The organism is Cellulomonas sp. T2.31MG-18, from assembly GCF_964266755.1.
Taxonomy (GTDB): domain Bacteria; phylum Actinomycetota; class Actinomycetes; order Actinomycetales; family Cellulomonadaceae; genus Cellulomonas.
In genome coordinates this window covers 204,998-224,729 of sequence record NZ_CAXWGW010000005.1, presented here as the reverse complement: position 1 = coordinate 224,729, position 19,732 = coordinate 204,998, and the positions used below count along the sequence as shown (strand labels likewise).

The window sequence follows — 19,732 nt, the reverse complement described above, 5'->3', positions numbered from 1 at the left end:
GCGACGTCGTCGTCCATGGTCCCACACCGGACGAGGAGGCTCGTTCGCGGCGAGGGTGGGGTACCTGCGCCGGCGGCGGAGGCTCAAGTCGGCGAGCCCGCCAGCCGATGACCGCAGGGTGAGCGCGCAGATCCAGTCCGTCATCCCGTTCCTGCACGCGCTGGCCAGCACGGGCGGCTCCGACCTGCACTGCAAGGTCGGCTCGGCGCCGCGCGTGCGCGTCGACGGCCGGCTGCGCAAGCTGCAGGCGCCCGAGCTCACCCCCGCGGACACCGAGCGGATGCTCGAGGAGGTGCTGCCGGACGACCTCGTCGAGGTGTTCCGGCGCTCCCGCGAGGCCGACTTCGCCTACTCCCTGCCCGGCGTAGGGCGGTTCCGCGTCAACGCCTACCAGGCTCGCGGTGCGTACGGGCTCGTCTTCCGGCGGGTCGCAGTCGGGGCCCAGTCGCTGAGCGAGCTGGGGCTGCCCGAGGTGGTGGGGGAGCTCGCGCTCGAGCCTCGCGGCCTGGTGCTGGTGACCGGCCCGACGGGCTCCGGCAAGACGACGACGCTGGCGTCGATGGTCGACCTGGTGAACTCGTACCGCGAGGTGAACATCATCACCATCGAGGACCCGATCGAGATCCTGCACTCGGACAAGAAGGCGATCGTCTCCCAGCGTGAGGTGCGCCAGGACACGGCCGACTTCGCGGTGGCGCTGCGCGCCGCGATGCGGCAGGACCCCGACGTGATCCTGGTGGGCGAGATGCGCGACCAGGAGACGGTCCGCGCCGCCCTGTCCGCCGCGGAGACCGGCCACCTCGTCATGTCGACGCTGCACACCATCGACGCGCCGGAGACGATCAACCGGATCGTCGACTTCTTCCCGCCGCACGAGCAGAAGCAGATCCGCATCGCCTTGTCCCAGTCCCTGCGCGGGATCGTCTCTCAGCGGCTCGTCCGCAAGGCGGACGGCACCGGCCGGCGTCCTGCCGTCGAGGTGATGGTGAACACCGGCCGCACGGCCGAGGCGATCGTCGAGCCTCTGGACAACCCGCCGCTGATCGATCTGATCCGCGACGGTGAGTTCTACAAGATGCAGACCTTCGACCGGCACCTGTTCAGCCTGGTCCGTGACGACGTCATCACCTACGAGGAGGCGCTCGCGGCCTCGTCGAACCCGCACGACCTCACGGTGGAGCTCAAGGCCGCCGGCGTCGTCGTCTGACCGCGCGTTCGCCCCTCGGATCGCGCACGTAGCTCGCACGGAGCCCGCACCCTCGGCCGCAGCACGGCCCGGTGCGGGCTCTCGCGTCCCCGGCACCTCACGCGGCCCTTGTCCCGCCGCAAGACGCGATATATCGTGAGCCTCGACGAGATATATCGCGAGGCTGAGGAGGGGTCATGCCCACGGAGTCCTGGGTGGTCGACGGGCCGCGCGTGATCGAGCTGGAGCAGGTCACCGCCGTCCGGGTCGGGCTGGTGGCGGGACGGGTCGACGTCGTCGCGCACGACGAGCCGGGCGTGCGGCTCGAGGTGCACTCCGTCGACGGCCGTCCGCTCGAGGTGACGCTGTCCGACGGCGAGCTGCGCGTCGGGTACGCGTTCACGCTCGGCGGCTGGGAGGGGTTCCTGGAGACGGTGCGGAACTTCCGTGGCCGGGACCGGGCCGACGTGCACGTGGCGGTCCCGCGGGAGATCGCGGTGCGCCTGGGCACGGTGAGCGCCGACGGCCTGCTCGCGGGCGTGCAGCAGGACTGCGCGGTCTCGACGGTGTCCGGGTCGGTCGTCGTGGACGGCACGCGCGGGCGGCTGAGCGCCAACGCGGTGTCCGGCGAGATCGCCGTGCGGGACCACCGTGGCGACCTGCGGATCACCAGCGTGTCCGGCGACGTGGCGGCGTCCGGCCAGCTCGTCGTGGTGCAGGGGACGACGGTGTCCGGCGCCCTGACGCTCGACACCGCCGCCGAGGCGTCGTCGTTCACCGTCAGCTCGGTCTCGGGCGACGTCACCGTCCGGCTGCCGCTCGACAAGGGGCTGCGGGCGACGGCGCACACCGTCTCGGGACGGCTGGTGGTGGACGGGCAGGAGTACAAGGGCACGTCGCCGGGCCAGAAGTCCGTGGACCTCAGCTCCGGCGACGGCAGCTGCTACCTGACGGCCAACACGGTGTCCGGGCACGTCACCGTGCTGCGCGGCGTCGCGGCCACCGCATGATGGCCTCGGTGTTCGCCCACGGTCAGCTGCGCCTGTACCTGCTCGCGCTGCTCGAGGACGGTCCCCGGCACGGGTACGAGCTGATCACGGCGCTCTCGGACCGGTTCGGCGGCACGTACCGACCGAGCGCGGGCACGGTGTACCCGCGGCTCGCCCGGCTCGAGGAGGAGGGGCTCGTCGTGCGGACGGACGAGGGTCGCAAGACGACCTACGCGCTGACGCCGGCGGGCCGCGCCGAGCTCGAGGACCGTCGCGACGACCTCGCGGACCTGGAGGCCGGCATCGCCGAGACGGTCCGCGACCGGGCCGTGCAGCTGCGGGACGACGTGCGGGACGCGATGCGGGGGCTGCGCGCGGACCTCGCATCGGCCGCCCAGCAGGCCCGTGCCCACGCGGTGCCGGCGCCGCCGGCCCCTGCCGACGAGGCGCGGACGGCGTCGCACGTCAACCGGATGGAGGCCGACGCCCTGGTGCGGCGGTTCGCCGACGAGCTGCGTGCGGACCTGCGGCGAGCGGACGCGGGACCGGGGGTGGCCCCGCTGACCGTGGACACCGTCGGGACGGTGCTCGACCAGGCGCTGCGGGCGGTGCGGGGCACGCTGCCGCGCTAGCAGGAGCGGTCAGGCGTCGTCCGGCAGCCCGAGCCAGGTGTGCCAGCCGGTGTGCAGCACCAGCCATGCGATCAGCCCGTACCCGGCCTGGCCGGGCAGCTGCCCGTCGCCCGCGGCGAGGTCCGCCAGCCACTGGTCGTGGGCGACCAGCGGGGTGTACGTGTCGACGTACGGCACGCGCCGCCGCCCCGCCACGTCGGCGTAGGCCGCGGACAGCTCGGCGAGGTGCTGCGCCTGGTCGGGTGAGCCGGGCGGCGGTCCGACGACGAAGGCGGGGACGCGGCGCTGCTCGGCGACGTCGAGGATGTTGGCCAGGTTCAGCCGGCTGCGCGCCAACGAGAGGCCGGCGTCCGCATCCGCCCGTCCCAGCGCGACCACCAGCCGGTTGTCCGCCTCGGGGACCCAGCGACGGGACGCCTCGAGGTCCCACCGGGCGCCGAGCTGGGTGGTGTTCTCGCCCGGCACCGCGAGGGTCAGCACGGCCAGTGGTCCGGGGGTGCTGGTGCGGGCCGCGACGCGTCCCACCCATCCGAGCGCCCGTGGGTCACCTGCGCCTGCCGCGAGCTCGTCCCCGACCACCACCAGCCTGACCGGCAGGTCAGCCACGCCCCTCACCGCCTCCCGTGCGCCGACCGGCGCGCCGCACGGGGGCCAGTCTGGCAGCGCCCGGCCGCCAGCCCGGGGAGGCGGCGGCCGGGTCGCGCGTCAGCGGGCGAACGCCTCGGCGATCAGCTCGGTCTGCTGCACCGCGTGCTTCTTCGCGGAGCCCGTCGCGGTGGCGGCCGACTCGGCACGCGACACGACGCGGAGCTGGCGGCCCAGCACCGGAGGCACGTGCAGCGACAGGTAGGACCACGCGCCCTGGTTCCGCGGCTCGTCCTGCACCCAGACCAGCTCCGCGTCCCCGTACGGCGCCAGCGCCTCACGCGCCGCCTCGGCGTCGAAGGGGTACAGCTGCTCGAGGCGGACGATCGCCGTGTGCCGGTCTCCCGAGGACACCCGGTGCGCCAGCAGGTCCCAGTAGACCTTGCCGCTGCACAGCAGCACGCGCGTCACCTGGTCGGCCTGCGCGGCGGCGAGCTCGTCGCCGATCACCGGGCGGAAGGTGCCGGACGTGAAGTCCGCCACGTCGGAGGTCGCCGACTTCAGCCGCAGCATCGACTTCGGGGTGAAGACGACGAGCGGCCGGCGCGGCCGGTCGTAGGCCTGCCGGCGCAGCAGGTGGAAGTACGACGCCGGGGTCGACGGCTGCGCGATCGTCATGTTGTCCTCGGCGGCGAGCTGCAGGAACCGCTCGATCCGCGCCGACGAGTGGTCCGGCCCCTGGCCCTCGTACCCGTGGGGGAGGAGCAGCGTGACGGACGACTGCTGCGCCCACTTCTGGCCGGCCGAGCTGACGAACTCGTCGAGAATCGTCTGCGCCCCGTTGACGAAGTCGCCGAACTGGGCCTCCCACACCACGAGGGCGTCGGGACGCTCGACGGAGTAGCCGTACTCGAACCCGAGCGCGGCGTACTCGGACAGCGACGAGTCGTACGTCCAGAACTTCGCCTGGTTGGCCGACAGGTAGCTCAGCGGCGTCCACTCGGCGCCCGTCTCACGGTCGTGCAGCACCGCGTGCCGCTGGGCGAACGTGCCGCGCCGGCTGTCCTGACCGGCGAGCCGCACGGGCGTGCCCTCGACCAGCAGCGAGCCGAACGCGAGCAGCTCGCCGAACGCCCAGTCGATGCCGCCCTCGCGGCTCATCGCCTCGCGACGGGTGAGCAGGGTCGCCAGCTTGGGGTGCACGGTGAAGCCCTCGGGGGCCTGCACGTGCGCGGCGCCGATGCGCTCCAGCACCTCCGCCGGCACAGCGGTGCGCCAGCCGACCATCACGCCGGCGTCCTCGTGCTGCGCCTCCGGACGCTCCAGCCCGGCGACCGTCTCCGGTGCCTTCGTCGGCGTCCAGCCGTCCTCGCGCGTCTCTGCGAACACCCGCTCCAGCTGCGACTGGTAGTCGCGCAGCGCGTGCTCCGCCTCCTCGAGCGTGATGTCGCCCCGCCCGACCAGCGTCTCGGTGTAGAGCTTGCGCACGGAGCGCTTGGCCTCGATCAGGTTGTACATCAGCGGCTGGGTCATCGACGGGTCGTCGCCCTCGTTGTGGCCGCGGCGGCGGTAGCACAGCATGTCGACCACGACGTCGCGGTCGAACTGCTCGCGGTACTCGAAGGCGAGCTCGGCGACGCGCACCACGGCCTCCGGGTCGTCCCCGTTGACGTGGAACACCGGCACCTGCAGGCCCTTGACCACGTCGGTCGCGTACTGCGAGGACCGGGACGACGAGGGGCCCGTGGTGAAACCGACCTGGTTGTTGATGACCACGTGGATTGTGCCGCCGGTGCGGTAGCCGCGCAGCTGCGACAGGTTCAGCGTCTCGAAGACGACGCCCTGACCGGCGAACGCGGCGTCGCCGTGCACCAGGATCGGCAGCACGGAGAAGCCGTCGCCGCCCAGGTCGATGCGGTCCTGCTTGGCCCGCACGATGCCCTCGAGCACCGGGTCGACGGCCTCCAGGTGCGACGGGTTGGCCGCCAGGTGCACCCGCGTGGTCGCGCCCGACTCGGCGGTGAACCGACCCTCGGTGCCGAGGTGGTACTTCACGTCGCCGGAGCCCTGGACGCTCTTCGGGTCCTGGTTGCCCTCGAACTCGCTGAAGATCTGCCCGTACGACTTGCCGGCGATGTTGGCCAGCACGTTGAGCCGACCGCGGTGCGCCATGCCGATGCCGACCTCGTCGAGGCCCGCGTCCGCCGCCTTCGAGAGGATCGCGTCCAGCAGCGGGATCAGCGACTCGCCACCCTCCAGCGAGAACCGCTTCTGGCCGACGTACTTGGTCTGCAGGAAGGTCTCGAACGCCTCCGCCGCGTTCAGCCGCCGCAGGATGCGCAGCTGGTCCTCACGGGGCGTCCGGGCGTAGCCGGACTCCAGCCGCTCCTGCAGCCACCGCCGCTGCCGCGGGTCCTGCAGGTGCATGTACTCGACGCCCACCGTGCGGCAGTACGAGTCGCGCAGCAGGCCGAGGATCTCCCGCAGGGTGGCCCGGGACTTGCCGGTGAAGCCACCGGTGGGGAACGTGCGGTCGAGGTCCCACAGCGTCAGGCCGTGGTTCTGCACGTCCAGGTCGGGATGCTTCCGCAGGCGGAAGGCGAGCGGGTCGGTGTCCGCCATCAGATGCCCGCGCGAGCGGTAGGCGTGGATCAGCTCGGCGATGCGCGCCGGCTTGATCGCCTCGTCGTCCGGGTCGGCCGTGTTGTCCCGCACCCAGCGCACCGGCTCGTAGGGCACGCGCAGCGACGTGAAGATCCGGTCGTAGAAGCCGTCCTGACCGGTCAGCTTCTCCGCGATGATCCGCAGGAAGTCGCCGGACTGGGCGCCCTGGATGATCCGGTGGTCGTACGTCGACGTCAGCGTGAGCACCTTGGAGATGCCCATCTGGTTCAGCCGCTCGACGGACGTGCCGGCGAACTCGGCCGGGTAGTCCATCGCACCGACGCCGACGATGGTGCCCTGGCCCTGCATCAGGCGGGGCACGGAGTGCACCGTCCCGATCGTGCCGGGGTTGGTCAGCGACACCGTGGTCCCGGCGAAGTCGTCCACCCCGAGCTTGTTCTGCCGGGCTCGGCGGACCACGTCCTCGTAGGCGGCCCAGAACTGGGCGAAGTCGAGCGTGTCCGCCTTCTTCACCGACGGCACCAGCAGCTGCCGCGTCCCGTCCGGCTTGGACAAGTCGATGGCGATGCCGAGGTTGACGTGGGCCGGCGTCAGCACCGCCGGCTTGCCGTCCTGCTGCGTGTACGACGAGTTCATCGCCGGCATCTGCGTCAGCGCCTCGACCATCGCGAAGCCGATGAGGTGCGTGAACGACACCTTGCCGCCGCGGCCGCGGGCGAGGTGGTTGTTGACGACGATGCGGTTGTCCACCATCAGCGTGGCCGGGACGGCACGAACGCTGGTGGCGGTGGGGACCTCCAGCGAGGACTCCATGTTGGTCACCACGCGGGCCGCGGGGCCGCGCAGCTTCTGCACCTCGTCGGCGGCCTGGTCCTGCTCGGTGTGCTCGTGGCCGAGGGCCGCGGCCGCTGCGTACGGCGCGGTGGCGGGCAGGGCGCGGGCGACGGGGACGGGACCGGTCGGCAGCAGCTTCGCCTGGCCGCCGACGCCGTCGCCGGACGGGCGGGGAGCGGCGGCGGGGGCCGGGGCCGGGGGGACGGGCGCGGGGGCCGTCGGCGCGCCGTCGGACGGGGAGGCGGTCGGCTCGTTGCCGCCGGCGGCCTCGGACCCCGGCGCGAGCGGCCGGTACCCCTCGAAGAAGTCCCACCAGGCGGGGTCGACCGTGCTGGGGTCGCGGAGGTACTGCTCGTACAGCTCGTCCACGAGCCATTCGTTGGCGCCGAAGTCGGCGCGCCTCGAATCGATCTCGGCCTTCTGCGCCACGCGAAACTCGCCCACTTCCGCTGCGGCCAGTCGACCGCGTCGTTGACTGATCTGTTGATCACAACACTACGGCCTGAGGGTCTTAGGTCCCGCCTCGGGCGCCGGTCCAGGTGCCGATCCGCACACCGTCTTCACCCGCTCCGACCGACGTGCTGCCCGAACGTGAATGAGCAGGTCAAGACCGGGCAAGCGGTCGGTTCGCAGGCCCTCAACGGCCGGTGCGCTACGGCTCCGGGACGCGCGGCACGGCGCCGGTACCCGGGGCGGGGCGTCCCGGCAGGGTGACCCGCATCGTGCACCCCGAGGGCGTGTCGGCCACCTCGATCGCACCCCCGTGCAGCTGCACCGCCCAACGGACGATCGCCAGGCCGAGGCCGGTCCCGCCCGTGGAGCCCTGGCCGGTGACGGCAGGGGAGTTGCCGCGCACGAACCGCTCGAACACGTGCGCCCGCTGGTCCACCGCGATGCCGGGACCGTTGTCCACCACGTCGATCTGCACGTCGCGTCCGGACCGCCGTCCCACCAGCCGCACCACGTCACCTGTGGGGGATGCCCGCACCGCGTTGTGCAGCAGGTTGGCCACCACCTGGTGGAGCCGCTCCGGGTCGGCGGGGACGGTCAGCCCCGGCGGTGTCACGGACACCTCGAACCGGACCTGGCGCGCAGCCGCGACGAGGGCGGACCCGTCGGCGGCCTCCTGGAGGAAGTCCGCCAGCCGCACCTCCTCGAGGTCGAGCGCCGCGTCCCCGGCCTCGAGGCGGGACAGGTCGAGGAGGTAGGTGACCAGCCTGCCGAGGCGTTCGGTCTGGGACAGCGCGGCGGCCAGCGTCGCCTCGTCCGGCTCGCTGATCCCGTCCACCATGTTCTCCAGCTGCGCGCGCAGCGCCGCCACCGGCGTGCGCAGCTCGTGCGAGACGTTGGCCACCAGCTCGCGCCGGAAGCTGTCCGACTGCTCGAGGTCGTCGGCCATCGTGTTGAAGGCCGCAGCGAGCTGACCGACCTCGTCGTGGCTGGAGGCGTGCACCCGCTGCGTGTAGTCGCCGGCCGCCATCGCCTGCGCCGCCGCGGTCATCTCCCGCAGCGGAGAGGTCATCCCGCGTGCCAGGAGCTGGGTCAGCACCAGGGAGAGCACGATCGCCAGCGGCAGCGTGCGGGTCGGTCCCAGGTGCCGGTACAGCCCGATCCAGGTGATGAACGCGGCCAGGGTGACCGTCGCCGCCACCAGCACGCCCAGCTTGATCTTGATCGACGTGACCCGGTCCAGCGGGCGGATGTCGGGCAGCCGGTCACCGATGGGCCGCCGGTGCCGCGCCACCGGACCCGCGTCCCGGTCGTCGCCCGCGTCCTGGCCGTGGACGAAGTCCCACCACGGCGCGCGCGCCGGCTGCCCACCCGGGGTGGGACCGGGGTCGGTGGTGCGGTCCGCCGTCACGTGCCTGCCGGCGCGGCGTGCTCGGCCGGGGTCGTGGGCTCGGCGGGCTCGAAGGCGTAGCCCACGCCGTGCACGGTGCGGACCAGGTCGGGGCCGAGCTTGCGGCGCAACGCCTTGATGTGGGAGTCGACGGTGCGCGTCCCGCTGGCGTCCACCCAGTCCCACACCTCGGCGAGGAGACGCTCGCGGCTCAGCACGGTGCGCGGCCGGGTGGCCAGCGCGACGAGCAGGTCGAACTCGGTCGGCGTCAGGTGCACCTCGTCGGCACCACGCAGCACCCGTCGCTGCGCGCGGTCGACCGTCACGTCGCCCACGACCAGCGGGGGCTCCGGCTGGTGCACGGCGCTCAGCTCGGCCGCCTGCGACGCCCGCTGCTGCCGGCGCAGCAGCGCCTTGGTGCGTGCGACCAGCTCGCGCATCGAGAACGGCTTGGTCATGTAGTCGTCCGCCCCGACGCCGAGCCCGACGAGCATGTCCGTCTCGTCGTCGCGGGCGGTGAGCATGAGCACGGGGACGGGTCGCTCCGCCTGGATCCGCCGGCACACCTCCAGGCCGTCGATGCCCGGCAGCATCACGTCGAGCAGCACCACGTCGGGGTGCAGCCGCGCCGCCGTGTCGACCGCGAGCAGCCCGTCGCCGACGGCGTGCACCTGCCATCCCTCGGCCGAGAGCCGGTGCACGATCGCCTGCGCGATGGCCGGTTCGTCCTCCACGACGAGGACGGTCGTCGACCCGCCCGGCCCGGCGGGTCCTTGCGAGAGCGCCATGGGGTCAGCGTGGCACAGGCGCCTGTCGTCGGCCGGTGCACGCGCAGGGGCCCTGCGGGTGCACGCCCTGGGGGCCCGCCGCCTGCACGCGAGCGGACCCCGCCGGGCCGCCGTCGGCCGTCCGGGGTGTGACCTTCGTCCCACCGCACCTGCGTGTCGTGCTGGGCGACGGCCGTTCGCGCGCGGGATCGACGTCGGACGTCCGTCCAGGGGGCTTGGAACGGTGGGGGCCACCCCGTTATGGTTTCGTGACCGCGACGCCCGGGCCTGATGGCCGGCCCCTTCGCGGTCTCGTCCCGGGTCGTGCCAGAGCAGGAGGTGTCGTGGGTTCGCACCGTGCAGAGCCGGCGACCCGGACGCTGCCTCGTGCCGCACGTGTGCACCACGGTGCGACCGGTCGCGACCACGCCGTCCCGGCACCGGTGAGCAGCGCACCTGCCGCCACCTCCGGACGGCGGCGCCGTGGAGCGACCCGCGCCTTCGGACGGGTCGGCGTGCTCGGCGCCCTCGTCGCGGTGACCGTCGTGGTGCCCGTCACCCAGGGCGCGCTCGCCGATGCCGGCTCGGGCTACGCGACCGTGTCCGACGCCGCGCTGCCGTCGACCGTCCAGGCCCTGACCTCGACGCCCGCCACCCAGCTGCCGCCCGCCTCCCTGGTCACGGCCGATGCCGCCCTCTCGCTGCGTTCCGCCGCAGCGGTGTCCCGTTCCGCCGACCGCAGCCCGCTGCCGGACTGCGACGGGCAGCCGCATCCCGGGGGCGAGAACGGCGCGATCCCGGACGCCTGGCTGTGCACGCTGTTCGACGGCCACACGCGCCTGCGTGCCGACGCGGCCGTCGCCCTGGCCCAGATGAACGAGGCGTTCGTCCAGCGGTTCGGCGCCGATCTGTGCCTGTCATCCGGCTACCGCTCGCTGGCCGAGCAGCGGGCGGTGAAGGCCACCCGCGGCAGCCTCGCGGCCGACCCGGGACGCAGCAACCACGGCTGGGGCCTGGCGGTCGACTTCTGCTCCGAGGAGACCTCCGGCGCGCGCTGGACCTGGCTGCAGAAGAACGCCGCCGTCTACGGCTTCGGCAACCCGGCGTGGGCGCAGCCCGGCGGCAGCGGACCGTACGAGCGGTGGCACTGGGAGCTGACCAAGGCGGTCGCGGAGTCCGGCTTCAACTGACCGGCCCACGGCAACTGACCGGCCACGGCCTGGTCCGGCGCCCGTGGGGGCGCCGAACCGGATCCGTCGTCAGCGCAGCTGGAGGCCCCAGCGCAGCACGTGCTCCTGACCCGGCTCGAGCCGGACGAGGTCGTCGCCGGTGCGGAACGCGTCGGCGACGCAGCTCATCGGCTCGACCGCGACGGCGGTGCGCCCGATCCTCTCCACCTGGTCGCCCGTGCACACCTGCCATGCGGTCGTCGCCGCGTCGCCCCACATCGCGACGGTGCTGCCGTCGGGCCGGCCCAGGGTCGCCCACGTCCGCGCGTCCTCGTCGCGCAGCACGTCCACCCACGCGTCGTCGAGCGCCAGTCCGGCGAGCGACCGCGCCTGGCGCAGGTCGAACTGGTTGGCCACCGGCTCGGTGCCCGTCGGGAGGAGGCGGTTGTCCACGGTGACGTGCCGGGAGGCGCCCACGCTCAGCGAGCAGTCGTCGACGGCGGCTCCGCCGGTGGACAGCCACGGGTGCACGCCGACCCCGTAGGGGGCTGTGCTCGAACCCCGGTTGAGCGCGGTGACGGTGCACTCGAGCCCGGTGTCGGAGAGGGTGAACGTCACGGTGATCAGCAGGGGCCACGGGTAGCCACCGGTGGGGACGAGGTCGTGCTGCAGCGTCACCGAGGCCTCGTCGTCCCGCGGGCCGCTCGCCGTGAAGCGCTCGTGACCGACGAGCCCGTGCAGCGCGGTCATCCGGTCGACCTCGGTGACCGGGACCTGGTAGACGGCACCCCCGAACCCGTAGCGGCCGTCCGCCAGGCGGTTGGGCCACGGTGCGAGCAGGGCGCCCGAGAACGCCGGTGTGAGGACGTCCTCGTCGTAGGGCCGGACCACGTCGCGGCCGCCGACGCGGTACAGCCGCAGGCTCGCGCCGACCTCGGCGATCACCGCCTCCTGGTCGCCGTGGTGCAGGTGGTGCTGGGTGCCGGAGGGCAGCGGTGTGATCACCCGCACACGCTAGCGGGCGTCGCCCGAGGCCCGCCGCGCGGAGCCGCGGAGCGGGCGCCTGCCCGAGCGGCGTCTCGTCCGGCGACGATGTGCAGCAGCTGCGCGGCCTGGGACGGAAGGCCCACCCATGGCCGACGGACGCCGTCACGGCGGCCCCCCGATGGAGTGCGGGGTGACGTGACTTGTGCGGAACCGCCCCCGGCCCGCCGCCGTGTGCCCTAGCGTCGCGCTGCCGAAGAACCGGACACTTCGGGCAGAACGGAGAAATGCCGTGGACGGCGTCGTGATCGTCGAGCGCGAGGTGCGCGAGCTGATCCGTCGCCGTGGCGTCGACCCGGTGCGTGACCGAGCCGGTGTGGATGCCCTCGTGGCGGCGGCGATCGCGGACTACGACGAGCGCTCGGTGCTGGGTGCGTTGCCTCCGCTGGCGGATCCTGGCGCCGTCCACAAGCAGGTGGTCGACTCGGTGGCCGGGCTCGGGCCGCTGCAGCGGTACCTCGACGACGACACCGTGGAGGAGATCTGGATCAACTCCCCGCACCAGGTGTTCGTCGCCCGCGGCGGCGAGGCGGAGCTGACCACGACGATCCTCACCGACAGCCAGGTGCGGGACCTCGTGGAGCAGATGCTCAAGGTCTCCGGCCGGCGGCTCGACCTCAGCAGCCCCTTCGTCGACGCGTCCCTGCCCGGCGGTGAGCGGCTCCATGCGGTGATCCCGGACGTCACGCGTCGCCACTGGTCCGTGAACATCCGCAAGTACGTCGTGCGTGCCGCCGGTCTCGACGACCTCGTGACGCTGGGCAGCGTCCCACCGGTCGTCGCCGCGTTCCTGCACGCGGCCGTGCGCGTGGGTCTCAACGTGGTCGTCTCGGGCAGCACGCAGAGCGGGAAGACGACCATGCTGAACGCCCTCTGCGGCTCGATCCCTCCGCGGGAGCGCGTCATCACCTGCGAGGAGGTCTTCGAGCTGCGCCTGGCGGCGCGCGACTGGGTGGCGATGCAGTGCCGACAGCCCAACCTCGAGGGGACGGGCGAGATCCCGCTGCGGCGGCTGGTCAAGGAGGCGCTGCGGATGCGCCCGAGCCGCCTGGTGGTCGGTGAGGTGCGCGAGGCCGAGGCGCTCGACCTGCTGATCGCTCTCAACGCCGGCGTGCCGGCGATGTGCACCCTGCACGCCAACTCGGCGCGGGAGGCGCTGACCAAGCTGTGCACGCTACCGCTGCTCGCCGGTGAGAACGTCTCCGACCGGTTCGTCGTGCCGACCGTCGCGTCCGCCGTCGACCTGGTCGTCCACCTCGACCTGGACCCGTCGGGGCGGCGGTCGGTACGGGAGGTGCTGGCCGTGCCCGGCCGCGTCGAGGCCGGCGTCGTGGAGACGGCGGAGCTGTTCGTCACCCGTGACCGGCGGCTCGTCCGCGCGGACGGCTTCCCGCCGCACGCCGAGCGGTTCTCGCGTGCGGGCGTCGACCTCGCGGCCCTGCTGCGTGGGCGGGACTGACGGCGTGGGTGTCCTGCTCGGGCTGCTGCTGGGTGGCGGGCTCGCCTGCATCTGGTGGTCGTGCTGGCCGTCCTCGACCGTCGCGCGGCGGCGTTCCCGGTGGGCCGAGACCATGCGGGACACGCTGGCCCAGGCCGGTGTCAGTGGTGTGGAGCCCGCGGCCGTGGTGGGCGTGAGCGCCCTGGCCGGCCTCGTGGTGGCGGTCGTCGCGTTCGCCATGGTCCCGGTCGCGCCGATCGTGGTGGCGTTCACCTGCTTCGGCGCCGGCGCACCGTGGCTGCTGCTCCGGGGCCGCGCGCGACGGCGCGTCGGTCGCCTGCGGCAGCTGTGGCCCGACGTGGTCGACCACCTCGCCTCGGGCGTCCGTGCAGGCCTGTCCCTCCCGGAGGCGCTCGCGCAGCTCGCCGACCGGGGCCCCGCGGAGCTTCGGGAACCGTTCGCGGCGTTCGCCGCGGACTACCGGGCGTCCGGTCGGTTCGGCGAGAGCCTGGACGCGCTGAAGGACCGTCTGGCGGACCCTGTGGCGGACCGGATCGTGGAGGCGCTCCGGCTCACGCGGGACGTCGGTGGGACGGACCTCGGCCGTCTGCTGCGCACGCTGTCCGCCTTCCTCCGTGACGACCTGCGCACCCGAGGCGAGCTCGAGGCGCGCCAGAGCTGGACCGTCAACTCGGCGCGCCTCGCCGCCGCGGCGCCGTGGATCGTGCTGGCGACCCTGGCATCACGTCACGAGGCGGTCCAGGCCTTCGGCACCCCTGCCGGTGCGCTCGTCCTGCTGCTGGGGGCCGGGTGCACGGTCGGGGCCTACCTGCTGATGCTGCGAGCGGCGCGCCTGCCCGACGATCCGCGGGTGCTGCGATGAGCGCGGTGACGCTCGGCGGCGCCATCGGCCTCCTCGGCGGTGTCGGGCTCCTCCTCGTCGTGCTCCGGTGGCCCACGCGACGGCCGTCCCTCGACTCGCGGCTGGCGCCGTACCTGCGCGGGCGTCGCACCGAGTCCGCGCTGCTCCGCACGCCCGTCGTGACGTCGCCCTTCGGGGTGGCGGAGCGGCTGGCGGCACCCTTCATGGCGGACGCGACGCGCCTGGTCGGCCGGCTCGGCTCACCGGCTCGAGAGCTGCGGCGCAGGCTCGCTCGCGCGGGCCGGACGGAGTCGGTGGAGCAGTTCCGCGCTGGTCAGGTCGTGTGGGGAGTGCTGGGCCTGGCGGGCGGGCTCGCCGGCGCCCTGCTGGTGGGCACGGTCCGCGGCGGCTCGCCCCTGGCGCTCGCCGTCCTCGTGGCCGTCAGCGGCGTGAGCGGCGTCCTGCTGCGCGACTGGCTGCTGAGCCGGCAGGTCAGAGAGCGGGAGCAACGGATCCTCACCGAGATGCCGACCGTCGCGGAGCTGCTCGCGCTCGCGGTCGGTGCCGGCGAGGGTGCTGCCGGTGCCCTCGAGCGCGTGGTGCGGTCCACCAGCGGAGCGTTGACGGACGAGCTGCGCGCGACGCTCTCCGACGCGCGGGCGGGCGCACCGCTCACCGAGGCGCTCGATGCCCTGGCCGGCCGTACCGGTCTGCCGGCGCTGACCCGGTTCGCCGAAGGGGTCGCCGTCGCGCTCGATCGCGGCACGCCGCTGGCCGACGTCCTGCGAGCGCAGGCGCAGGACGTCCGGGAGGAGTCCCGCCGGGCGCTGATGGAGGCGGGCGGCCGCAAGGAGGTGCTGATGATGGTCCCGGTGGTGTTCCTCATCCTCCCGGTGACCGTCCTGTTCGCCGTGTTCCCCAGCCTCGTGGTGCTGCGGGTGGGCCTGTGACCGACACGTCGCCGGCGGAGGGCCGGCAGGACAAGGAGGACGAGCATGACGACATCCCGTGGACGGATCCTGAGGTGGTTCCGCAGCCTGGTCTCCCGCGTGGTCGGCCCGACCGGCGGCCGTCCGGACGCCACCACGGTCGGGGCCGCGACGTCCGCGACCGGGACGGACGAGGACGCCGTGGCGGCGAGCGTGCCCGCAGACCGGGGAGACGTCCCGGGGTGGGTGCTGGTCACCCTGATGACGGCGGGACTGGTCTCGGCTCTGTGGCTGGTGGCGGGCAAGGCGCTGGTGAACCTGTTCGAGACGGCGATCAGTCACGTCGCGCCCTGATCCGGCGCGTCTGGTGCGGCGGGCGCCCGGCGTCGGAGCGCGGTTCGGCGGTCGTCGACTTCGTCCTGGTCGGGGCGCTGGTCGCGGTGCTCGGTGTCGCCGTGCTGCAGCTCGCGCTCGTGCTGCACGTGCGGGCGACGCTGGTGGACTGCGCCGGCGCGGGTGCGCGGTACGCCGCCCAGGCGGGGCACCGTCCGGCCGACGGCGTCGAGCGCACCCGGCTGCTGGCGAGCCAGGCGGTGTCGTCCGGCTACGCGGGCGACGTCACGGCGGTCCGGACCGTCGTCGACGGGGTGGACCTGGTCGAGGTGACGGTCCGCGCGCCGTTCCCGGTGGTCGGGCTGGTCGGGCCGAGCGGGGAGCTGGTCGTGCGTGGTCATGCGCTCGTGGAGGGCGGATGAGCCGGCGGCCGGTGACCGGTCGCCCAGGCCGTCGGGACGTACGAGTGCCGTCCCGGTGGAGCGACGACTCGGGCAACGCCGTCGTCGAGTTCCTCGGCCTCGCCGTGACGCTGCTCGTCCCCTTGGTGTACCTCGTCCTCGTGCTGGGCAGGCTGCAGGCCGGCACGTTCGCCGCGGACGCCGCGTCCCGTGACGCGGCGCGTGCGTACGCGGGCGCGCAGACAGCCGATGCCGGTGCCGCCCGAGCCCTCGCCGCCGTCGGCGTGGCGCTCGACGACCAGGGCTTCGATGCCGCACCGGCGGATGCCCTGCGGCTGACCTGCTCTGCGCAGTGCCTGGCGCCGGGCAGCGAGGTGGACGCCGTCGTCCAGGTGAGGGTGCCGCTGCCGTTCGTGCCGCCCTTCGTCCGCAGCGCGGTCCCGCTCGAGATCGCGGTGTCCGCGGAGCACACGGCGATGGTGGACGACTACCGGGCGGCACCGTGAGCCGCTCGGGGCTCGCCCCGCGCACACGGTGGACGCGCCGAGCGGTGGCCGGGGACGACGAGGGGCAGGTCACCCTGCTCGTCCTCGGCTTCGTGCTGCTCGCCGTCGCCCTGATCACGGTGGTGGTGGCCGCCACCGGTGTGCACCTCGACCGCAAGCGCCTGCTGGACCTCTCGGACCTGGCGAGCCTCGCCGCGGCGGACACCGTCACGGACGACGGGTACTTCACGAACGGCACGGCGTCAGGTGCCCGTGAGGTGCCGCTGAGCTCCGACGCGGTGCGTGCCGCGGTCGAGCGGTACGTCCGCGACCATCCGGACCGGTTCGCTCGGTGGTCGGCGGTGCAGGTGCTCGAGGCCCGGACCGCGGACGGCCGAACCGTCGTCGTGCGACTGGGTGCGGTGAGCCGGCTGGCCCTGGTCGGACCGCTGCTGGCGCCATGGTCCGACGGGGTCCGCATCGAGGCGACCGCGACGGCTCGCGCGTGGTGAGCCACCGGGTCGGCCGCGCGGCGGTGTGCCGGTGCCGGTCCGGTGCCTGACCGGCAGGCCCGGCAGGTGGTCAGCGGCGAACCGGTAGCCTGGACGGTCGTGGCCACCGACTTCCCCGCTGAGATCCGCGCGCTGCGCAGCACCCTCGACTCGATCGAGGCTGTGATCGACCCGGCGGCGCTGCGGGAGAAGATCGCGGACCTGTCGAGCAAGGCGTCCGCGCCGGACCTGTGGGACGACCCGGAGTCGGCGCAGCAGGTGACGAGCCAGCTGTCCGCGGCTCAGTCCGAGCTCGAGCGGCTGGCGAAGCTGAAGGCGCGCATCGACGACCTCGAGACGCTGGTGGAGCTCGCCACGGAGGAGGACGACGCCGACAGCGCCGCCGAGGCCGAGACGGAGCTCGGCGCCGTCCGCAAGGCGATGGGGGAGCTCGAGGTCCGCACGCTGCTGTCGGGGGAGTACGACCAGCGCGAGGCCGTGGTGACGATCCGGTCCGGTGCCGGCGGCGTGGACGCGGCCGACTTCGCCGAGATGCTGATGCGGATGTACCTGCGGTGGGCGGAGCGGCACGGGTACCCCACCAAGGTGCTGGACACGAGTTACGCCGAGGAGGCGGGGCTGAAGAGCGCCACCTTCGAGGTGAAGATCCCCTACGCCTACGGGAACCTGTCGGTGGAGGCGGGCACCCACCGGCTGGTGCGCATCTCGCCGTTCGACAACCAGGGACGCCGTCAGACGAGCTTCGCGGCGGTCGAGGTCATCCCGTTGATCGAGCAGACCGACCACATCGACGTGCCCGAGTCGGACATCCGGGTGGACGTGTTCCGGTCCTCCGGCCCCGGCGGCCAGTCGGTCAACACCACCGACTCGGCGGTGCGGATCACCCACCTGCCGACCGGTCTCGTGGTGTCGATGCAGGACGAGAAGAGCCAGATCCAGAACCGGGCGGCCGCCATGCGCGTGCTGCAGTCGCGTCTGCTGGTGCTGCGGCAGCAGCAGGAGGACGCGAAGAAGAAGGAGCTGGCCGGCGACATCAAGGCCAGCTGGGGCGACCAGATGCGCAGCTACGTGCTGCACCCGTACCAGATGGTCAAGGACCTGCGCACCGACTACGAGGTGGGCAACCCGATGGCCGTCTTCGACGGTGACATCGACGGCTTCATCGAGGCGGGGATCCGCTGGCGCCGTGGCCAGGAGAACGGCACGGTCTGATCCGCGACGCGTGCTGCTCCACGGGCACGCTGCCGCGTCCGACGGCCGCTGTCGGACCGGCGCGCCTGCTGCCGACCGGTGAAGTCGGACGGCTGTCCGGGACGTATCCGGCATACCGGGCACCGGGTGCCGATTCACAGCACCCGGGGCGGCGTGTCCTGCCCGGAGGGGTCGCCGGCCGTTCGTAGCCTCGAGGAGGCTCGCGAGGGGTGGGCCGTCCGGACGTCGGCGTGAGCCGGCGCTCGGGGCACGACGAGGCATGGGCAGGCACGTGATCCGGTTCGAGAACGTCACCAAGGTCTATGCACGCGGTGCGAGGCCCGCGCTCGACCGGGTGAGCCTCGACGTCGAGCGCGGTGAGTTCGTCTTCCTCGTCGGCTCGTCCGGCTCGGGGAAGTCGACCTTCCTGCGGCTCGTGCTGCGCGAGGAGCGCGCCTCCGCGGGCAAGGTGTTCGTCGCCGGCAAGGAGCTGAGCACCCTCTCGTCGTGGAAGGTGCCGCAGATGCGCCGCCAGATCGGCGCCGTGTTCCAGGACTTCCGCCTGCTGCCCAACAAGACGGTCTTCGAGAACGTCGCCTTCGCGCTGCAGGTGATCGGCAAGCCGCGCCACCACATCCTCACCACGGTGCCGGACGTGCTCGAGATGGTCGGGCTGGCCGGCAAGGAGAAGCGTCGCCCGCACGAGCTGTCGGGTGGCGAGCAGCAGCGCGTCGCCATCGCCCGCGCCTTCGTCAACCGCCCGTCGATCCTGCTCGCCGACGAGCCGACCGGAAACCTCGACCCGACCACGTCACTGGGGATCATGCGCCTGCTCGACCGCATCAACCGCACCGGCACCACCGTGGTGATGGCCACGCACGACGACGAGATCGTCGACCAGATGCGCAAGCGGGTGGTCGAGCTGAACACCGGGGCCATGGTGCGCGACCAGTCGCGCGGCGTCTACGGCTCGGACCGCTGAGGGGACCGGGACCGTGCGACTGCAGTTCATCCTCTCCGAGATCGGCATCGGTCTCCGCCGCAACCTGTCGATGACCATCTCGGTCATCCTCGTCACCTTCGTGTCGCTGACCTTCGTCGGGGTCGCCGGTCTGCTGCAGACGCAGATCGGCAAGATGAAGGACCAGTGGTACGACAAGGTCGAGGTGTCGGTGTTCCTCTGCCCGGCCAACTCGTCGGCCACGACGTGCTCGTCGGGGGAGGTGACCGACGCGCAGAAGGCGGACATCCAGTCGGCGCTCGACGCCCCCGAGGTCAAGCCGTACATCCAGAAGGTCTACTTCGAGACGAAGCAGGAGGCCTTCGCGTCGTTCCAGAAGCAGTTCGCCGGCCAGTTCTGGGCCAGCGCCGCGACGGTCGACGACATGAACTCCTCCTACCGCATCAAGCTGACCGACCCCACCAAGTACCAGGTGGTCGCGGACGTGCTGTCCGGTCGGCAGGGCGTGGAGCAGGTGCAGGACCAGCGGGCGCTGTTCGACAAGCTGTTCCTGGTGCTCGACCGGGCCACCCTGCTCGCCGGCGGCCTCGCGGCGGTGATGCTGCTGGCTGCGGTGCTGCTGATCACCACCACCATCCGGCTGTCCGCGCTCAGCCGCCGCCGGGAGACCGGGATCATGCGGCTGGTCGGCGCGAGCACGGTGTTCATCCAGCTGCCGTTCATGCTCGAGGGTGCGATCGCGGCGACCATCGGTGCCGCCCTGGCCGTCGGCGCCCTGTGGCTGGGCGTGCGGTACCTGGTCACCGACTGGCTCGGCTCGTCCGTCGGCTGGATCCCGTACGTCGGGACCGGCGACGTGATGTCGGTCGCGCCGATCCTCGTCGCGGTGGCGATCCTGCTGGCCGGTGTCTCGTCCGTCGTCACTCTGAGCCGCTACACGAAGGTGTGA

19 protein-coding genes are annotated in these 19,732 nt (G+C 73.0%); 14 read left to right on the top strand and 5 right to left on the bottom strand.

Features of this window, described 5'->3' with window-relative positions; genetic code table 11:
• Positions 1-118 precede the first annotated feature (118 nt).
• The 3 genes from ACFQTY_RS17120 to ACFQTY_RS17110 all read left to right on the top strand — a co-directional run bounded on the left by ACFQTY_RS17120 (position 119) and on the right by ACFQTY_RS17110 (position 2,807).
• Positions 119-1,207 (top strand): type IV pilus twitching motility protein PilT, encoded by a 1,089-nt coding sequence (locus ACFQTY_RS17120; RefSeq protein ID WP_337975026.1) that lies wholly within the window; start codon positions 119-121, stop codon positions 1,205-1,207.
• A 176-nt stretch (positions 1,208-1,383) separates the two neighbouring features.
• A complete protein-coding gene (locus tag ACFQTY_RS17115) occupies positions 1,384-2,196 on the top strand; it encodes a DUF4097 domain-containing protein (RefSeq protein ID WP_378102966.1) in 813 nt (270 codons plus the stop codon).
• Positions 2,196-2,807, top strand: a complete 612-nt coding sequence (locus tag ACFQTY_RS17110) for a PadR family transcriptional regulator (RefSeq protein ID WP_378103086.1) — start codon at positions 2,196-2,198, stop codon at positions 2,805-2,807. Before ACFQTY_RS17115 ends, ACFQTY_RS17110 begins: the two co-directional genes overlap by 1 nt.
• A gap of 9 nt (positions 2,808-2,816) precedes the next feature.
• On the opposite strand, the gene ACFQTY_RS17105 is transcribed toward ACFQTY_RS17110, so the two are convergent.
• The 4 genes from ACFQTY_RS17105 to ACFQTY_RS17090 form a co-directional block, all read right to left on the bottom strand.
• Positions 2,817-3,413 (bottom strand): GDSL-type esterase/lipase family protein, encoded by a 597-nt coding sequence (locus ACFQTY_RS17105; RefSeq protein ID WP_263732473.1) that lies wholly within the window; start codon positions 3,411-3,413, stop codon positions 2,817-2,819.
• Positions 3,414-3,512: 99 nt separating this feature from the next.
• The gene (locus tag ACFQTY_RS17100) at positions 3,513-7,295 is read right to left on the bottom strand and encodes a multifunctional oxoglutarate decarboxylase/oxoglutarate dehydrogenase thiamine pyrophosphate-binding subunit/dihydrolipoyllysine-residue succinyltransferase subunit (protein ID WP_378102963.1); all 3,783 of its coding nucleotides are present in this window, start codon (positions 7,293-7,295) and stop codon (positions 3,513-3,515) included.
• Positions 7,296-7,503: 208 nt separating this feature from the next.
• Positions 7,504-8,595, bottom strand: a complete 1,092-nt coding sequence (locus tag ACFQTY_RS17095) for an ATP-binding protein (protein ID WP_378103085.1) — start codon at positions 8,593-8,595, stop codon at positions 7,504-7,506.
• 113 nt (positions 8,596-8,708) lie between these two features.
• Positions 8,709-9,479: a response regulator gene (locus ACFQTY_RS17090; protein ID WP_378102961.1), complete on the bottom strand. Its 771-nt coding sequence runs from the start codon at positions 9,477-9,479 to the stop codon at positions 8,709-8,711.
• A 323-nt stretch (positions 9,480-9,802) separates the two neighbouring features.
• Between ACFQTY_RS17090 and ACFQTY_RS17085 the strand changes: the two genes are divergently transcribed.
• Positions 9,803-10,648 carry a M15 family metallopeptidase gene (locus tag ACFQTY_RS17085; RefSeq protein ID WP_378102958.1) on the top strand — a complete coding sequence of 282 codons (846 nt, stop codon included), beginning with the start codon at positions 9,803-9,805 and terminating at the stop codon, positions 10,646-10,648.
• Positions 10,649-10,717: 69 nt separating this feature from the next.
• On the opposite strand, the gene ACFQTY_RS17080 is transcribed toward ACFQTY_RS17085, so the two are convergent.
• Positions 10,718-11,632 (bottom strand): aldose 1-epimerase family protein, encoded by a 915-nt coding sequence (locus ACFQTY_RS17080; protein WP_378102955.1) that lies wholly within the window; start codon positions 11,630-11,632, stop codon positions 10,718-10,720.
• A gap of 271 nt (positions 11,633-11,903) precedes the next feature.
• On the opposite strand from ACFQTY_RS17080, the gene ACFQTY_RS17075 reads away from it, so the two are divergent.
• The 10 genes from ACFQTY_RS17075 to ftsX all read left to right on the top strand — a co-directional run bounded on the left by ACFQTY_RS17075 (position 11,904) and on the right by ftsX (position 19,732).
• Complete coding sequence (locus ACFQTY_RS17075) at positions 11,904-13,130, top strand: CpaF family protein (protein WP_378102953.1); 1,227 nt, start codon at positions 11,904-11,906, stop codon at positions 13,128-13,130.
• Between the two features lie 4 nt (positions 13,131-13,134).
• On the top strand, positions 13,135-13,992 hold the full coding sequence (locus ACFQTY_RS17070) for a type II secretion system F family protein (protein ID WP_378102950.1): 858 nt from the start codon (positions 13,135-13,137) through the stop codon (positions 13,990-13,992).
• Positions 13,989-14,921 carry a type II secretion system F family protein gene (locus tag ACFQTY_RS17065; RefSeq protein ID WP_378102947.1) on the top strand — a complete coding sequence of 311 codons (933 nt, stop codon included), beginning with the start codon at positions 13,989-13,991 and terminating at the stop codon, positions 14,919-14,921. Before ACFQTY_RS17070 ends, ACFQTY_RS17065 begins: the two co-directional genes overlap by 4 nt.
• A gap of 45 nt (positions 14,922-14,966) precedes the next feature.
• Positions 14,967-15,254 (top strand): hypothetical protein, encoded by a 288-nt coding sequence (locus ACFQTY_RS17060; RefSeq protein ID WP_378103090.1) that lies wholly within the window; start codon positions 14,967-14,969, stop codon positions 15,252-15,254.
• Positions 15,255-15,340: 86 nt separating this feature from the next.
• On the top strand, positions 15,341-15,655 hold the full coding sequence (locus ACFQTY_RS17055) for a pilus assembly protein (protein ID WP_378102945.1): 315 nt from the start codon (positions 15,341-15,343) through the stop codon (positions 15,653-15,655).
• Between the two features lie 44 nt (positions 15,656-15,699).
• Positions 15,700-16,140, top strand: a complete 441-nt coding sequence (locus tag ACFQTY_RS17050; protein WP_378102942.1) for a pilus assembly protein — start codon at positions 15,700-15,702, stop codon at positions 16,138-16,140.
• Complete coding sequence (locus ACFQTY_RS17045) at positions 16,137-16,631, top strand: pilus assembly protein TadG-related protein (protein WP_378102939.1); 495 nt, start codon at positions 16,137-16,139, stop codon at positions 16,629-16,631. Before ACFQTY_RS17050 ends, ACFQTY_RS17045 begins: the two co-directional genes overlap by 4 nt.
• A gap of 99 nt (positions 16,632-16,730) precedes the next feature.
• Positions 16,731-17,843, top strand: a complete 1,113-nt coding sequence (prfB, locus tag ACFQTY_RS17040; RefSeq protein ID WP_378102936.1) for a peptide chain release factor 2 — start codon at positions 16,731-16,733, stop codon at positions 17,841-17,843.
• A 271-nt stretch (positions 17,844-18,114) separates the two neighbouring features.
• Positions 18,115-18,804 carry a cell division ATP-binding protein FtsE gene (gene ftsE / locus ACFQTY_RS17035; protein WP_263730485.1) on the top strand — a complete coding sequence of 230 codons (690 nt, stop codon included), beginning with the start codon at positions 18,115-18,117 and terminating at the stop codon, positions 18,802-18,804.
• 13 nt (positions 18,805-18,817) lie between these two features.
• Positions 18,818-19,732 (top strand): permease-like cell division protein FtsX, encoded by a 915-nt coding sequence (gene ftsX, locus ACFQTY_RS17030; protein WP_378102933.1) that lies wholly within the window; start codon positions 18,818-18,820, stop codon positions 19,730-19,732.

What these genes read in the sequence shown, in the direction of transcription:
- ACFQTY_RS17115 (WP_378102966.1), top strand. Translation starts at nt 1,384, where the DNA reads ATGCCCACGGAGTCCTGGGTGGTCGACGGGCCGCGCGTGATCGAGCTG.
- ACFQTY_RS17110 (WP_378103086.1), top strand. Translation starts at nt 2,196, where the DNA reads ATGGCCTCGGTGTTCGCCCACGGTCAGCTGCGCCTGTACCTGCTCGCG.
- ACFQTY_RS17090 (WP_378102961.1), bottom strand. Translation starts at nt 9,479, where the DNA reads ATGGCGCTCTCGCAAGGACCCGCCGGGCCGGGCGGGTCGACGACCGTC.
- ACFQTY_RS17065 (WP_378102947.1), top strand. Translation starts at nt 13,989, where the DNA reads ATGAGCGCGGTGACGCTCGGCGGCGCCATCGGCCTCCTCGGCGGTGTC.
- ACFQTY_RS17060 (WP_378103090.1), top strand. Translation starts at nt 14,967, where the DNA reads ATGACGACATCCCGTGGACGGATCCTGAGGTGGTTCCGCAGCCTGGTC.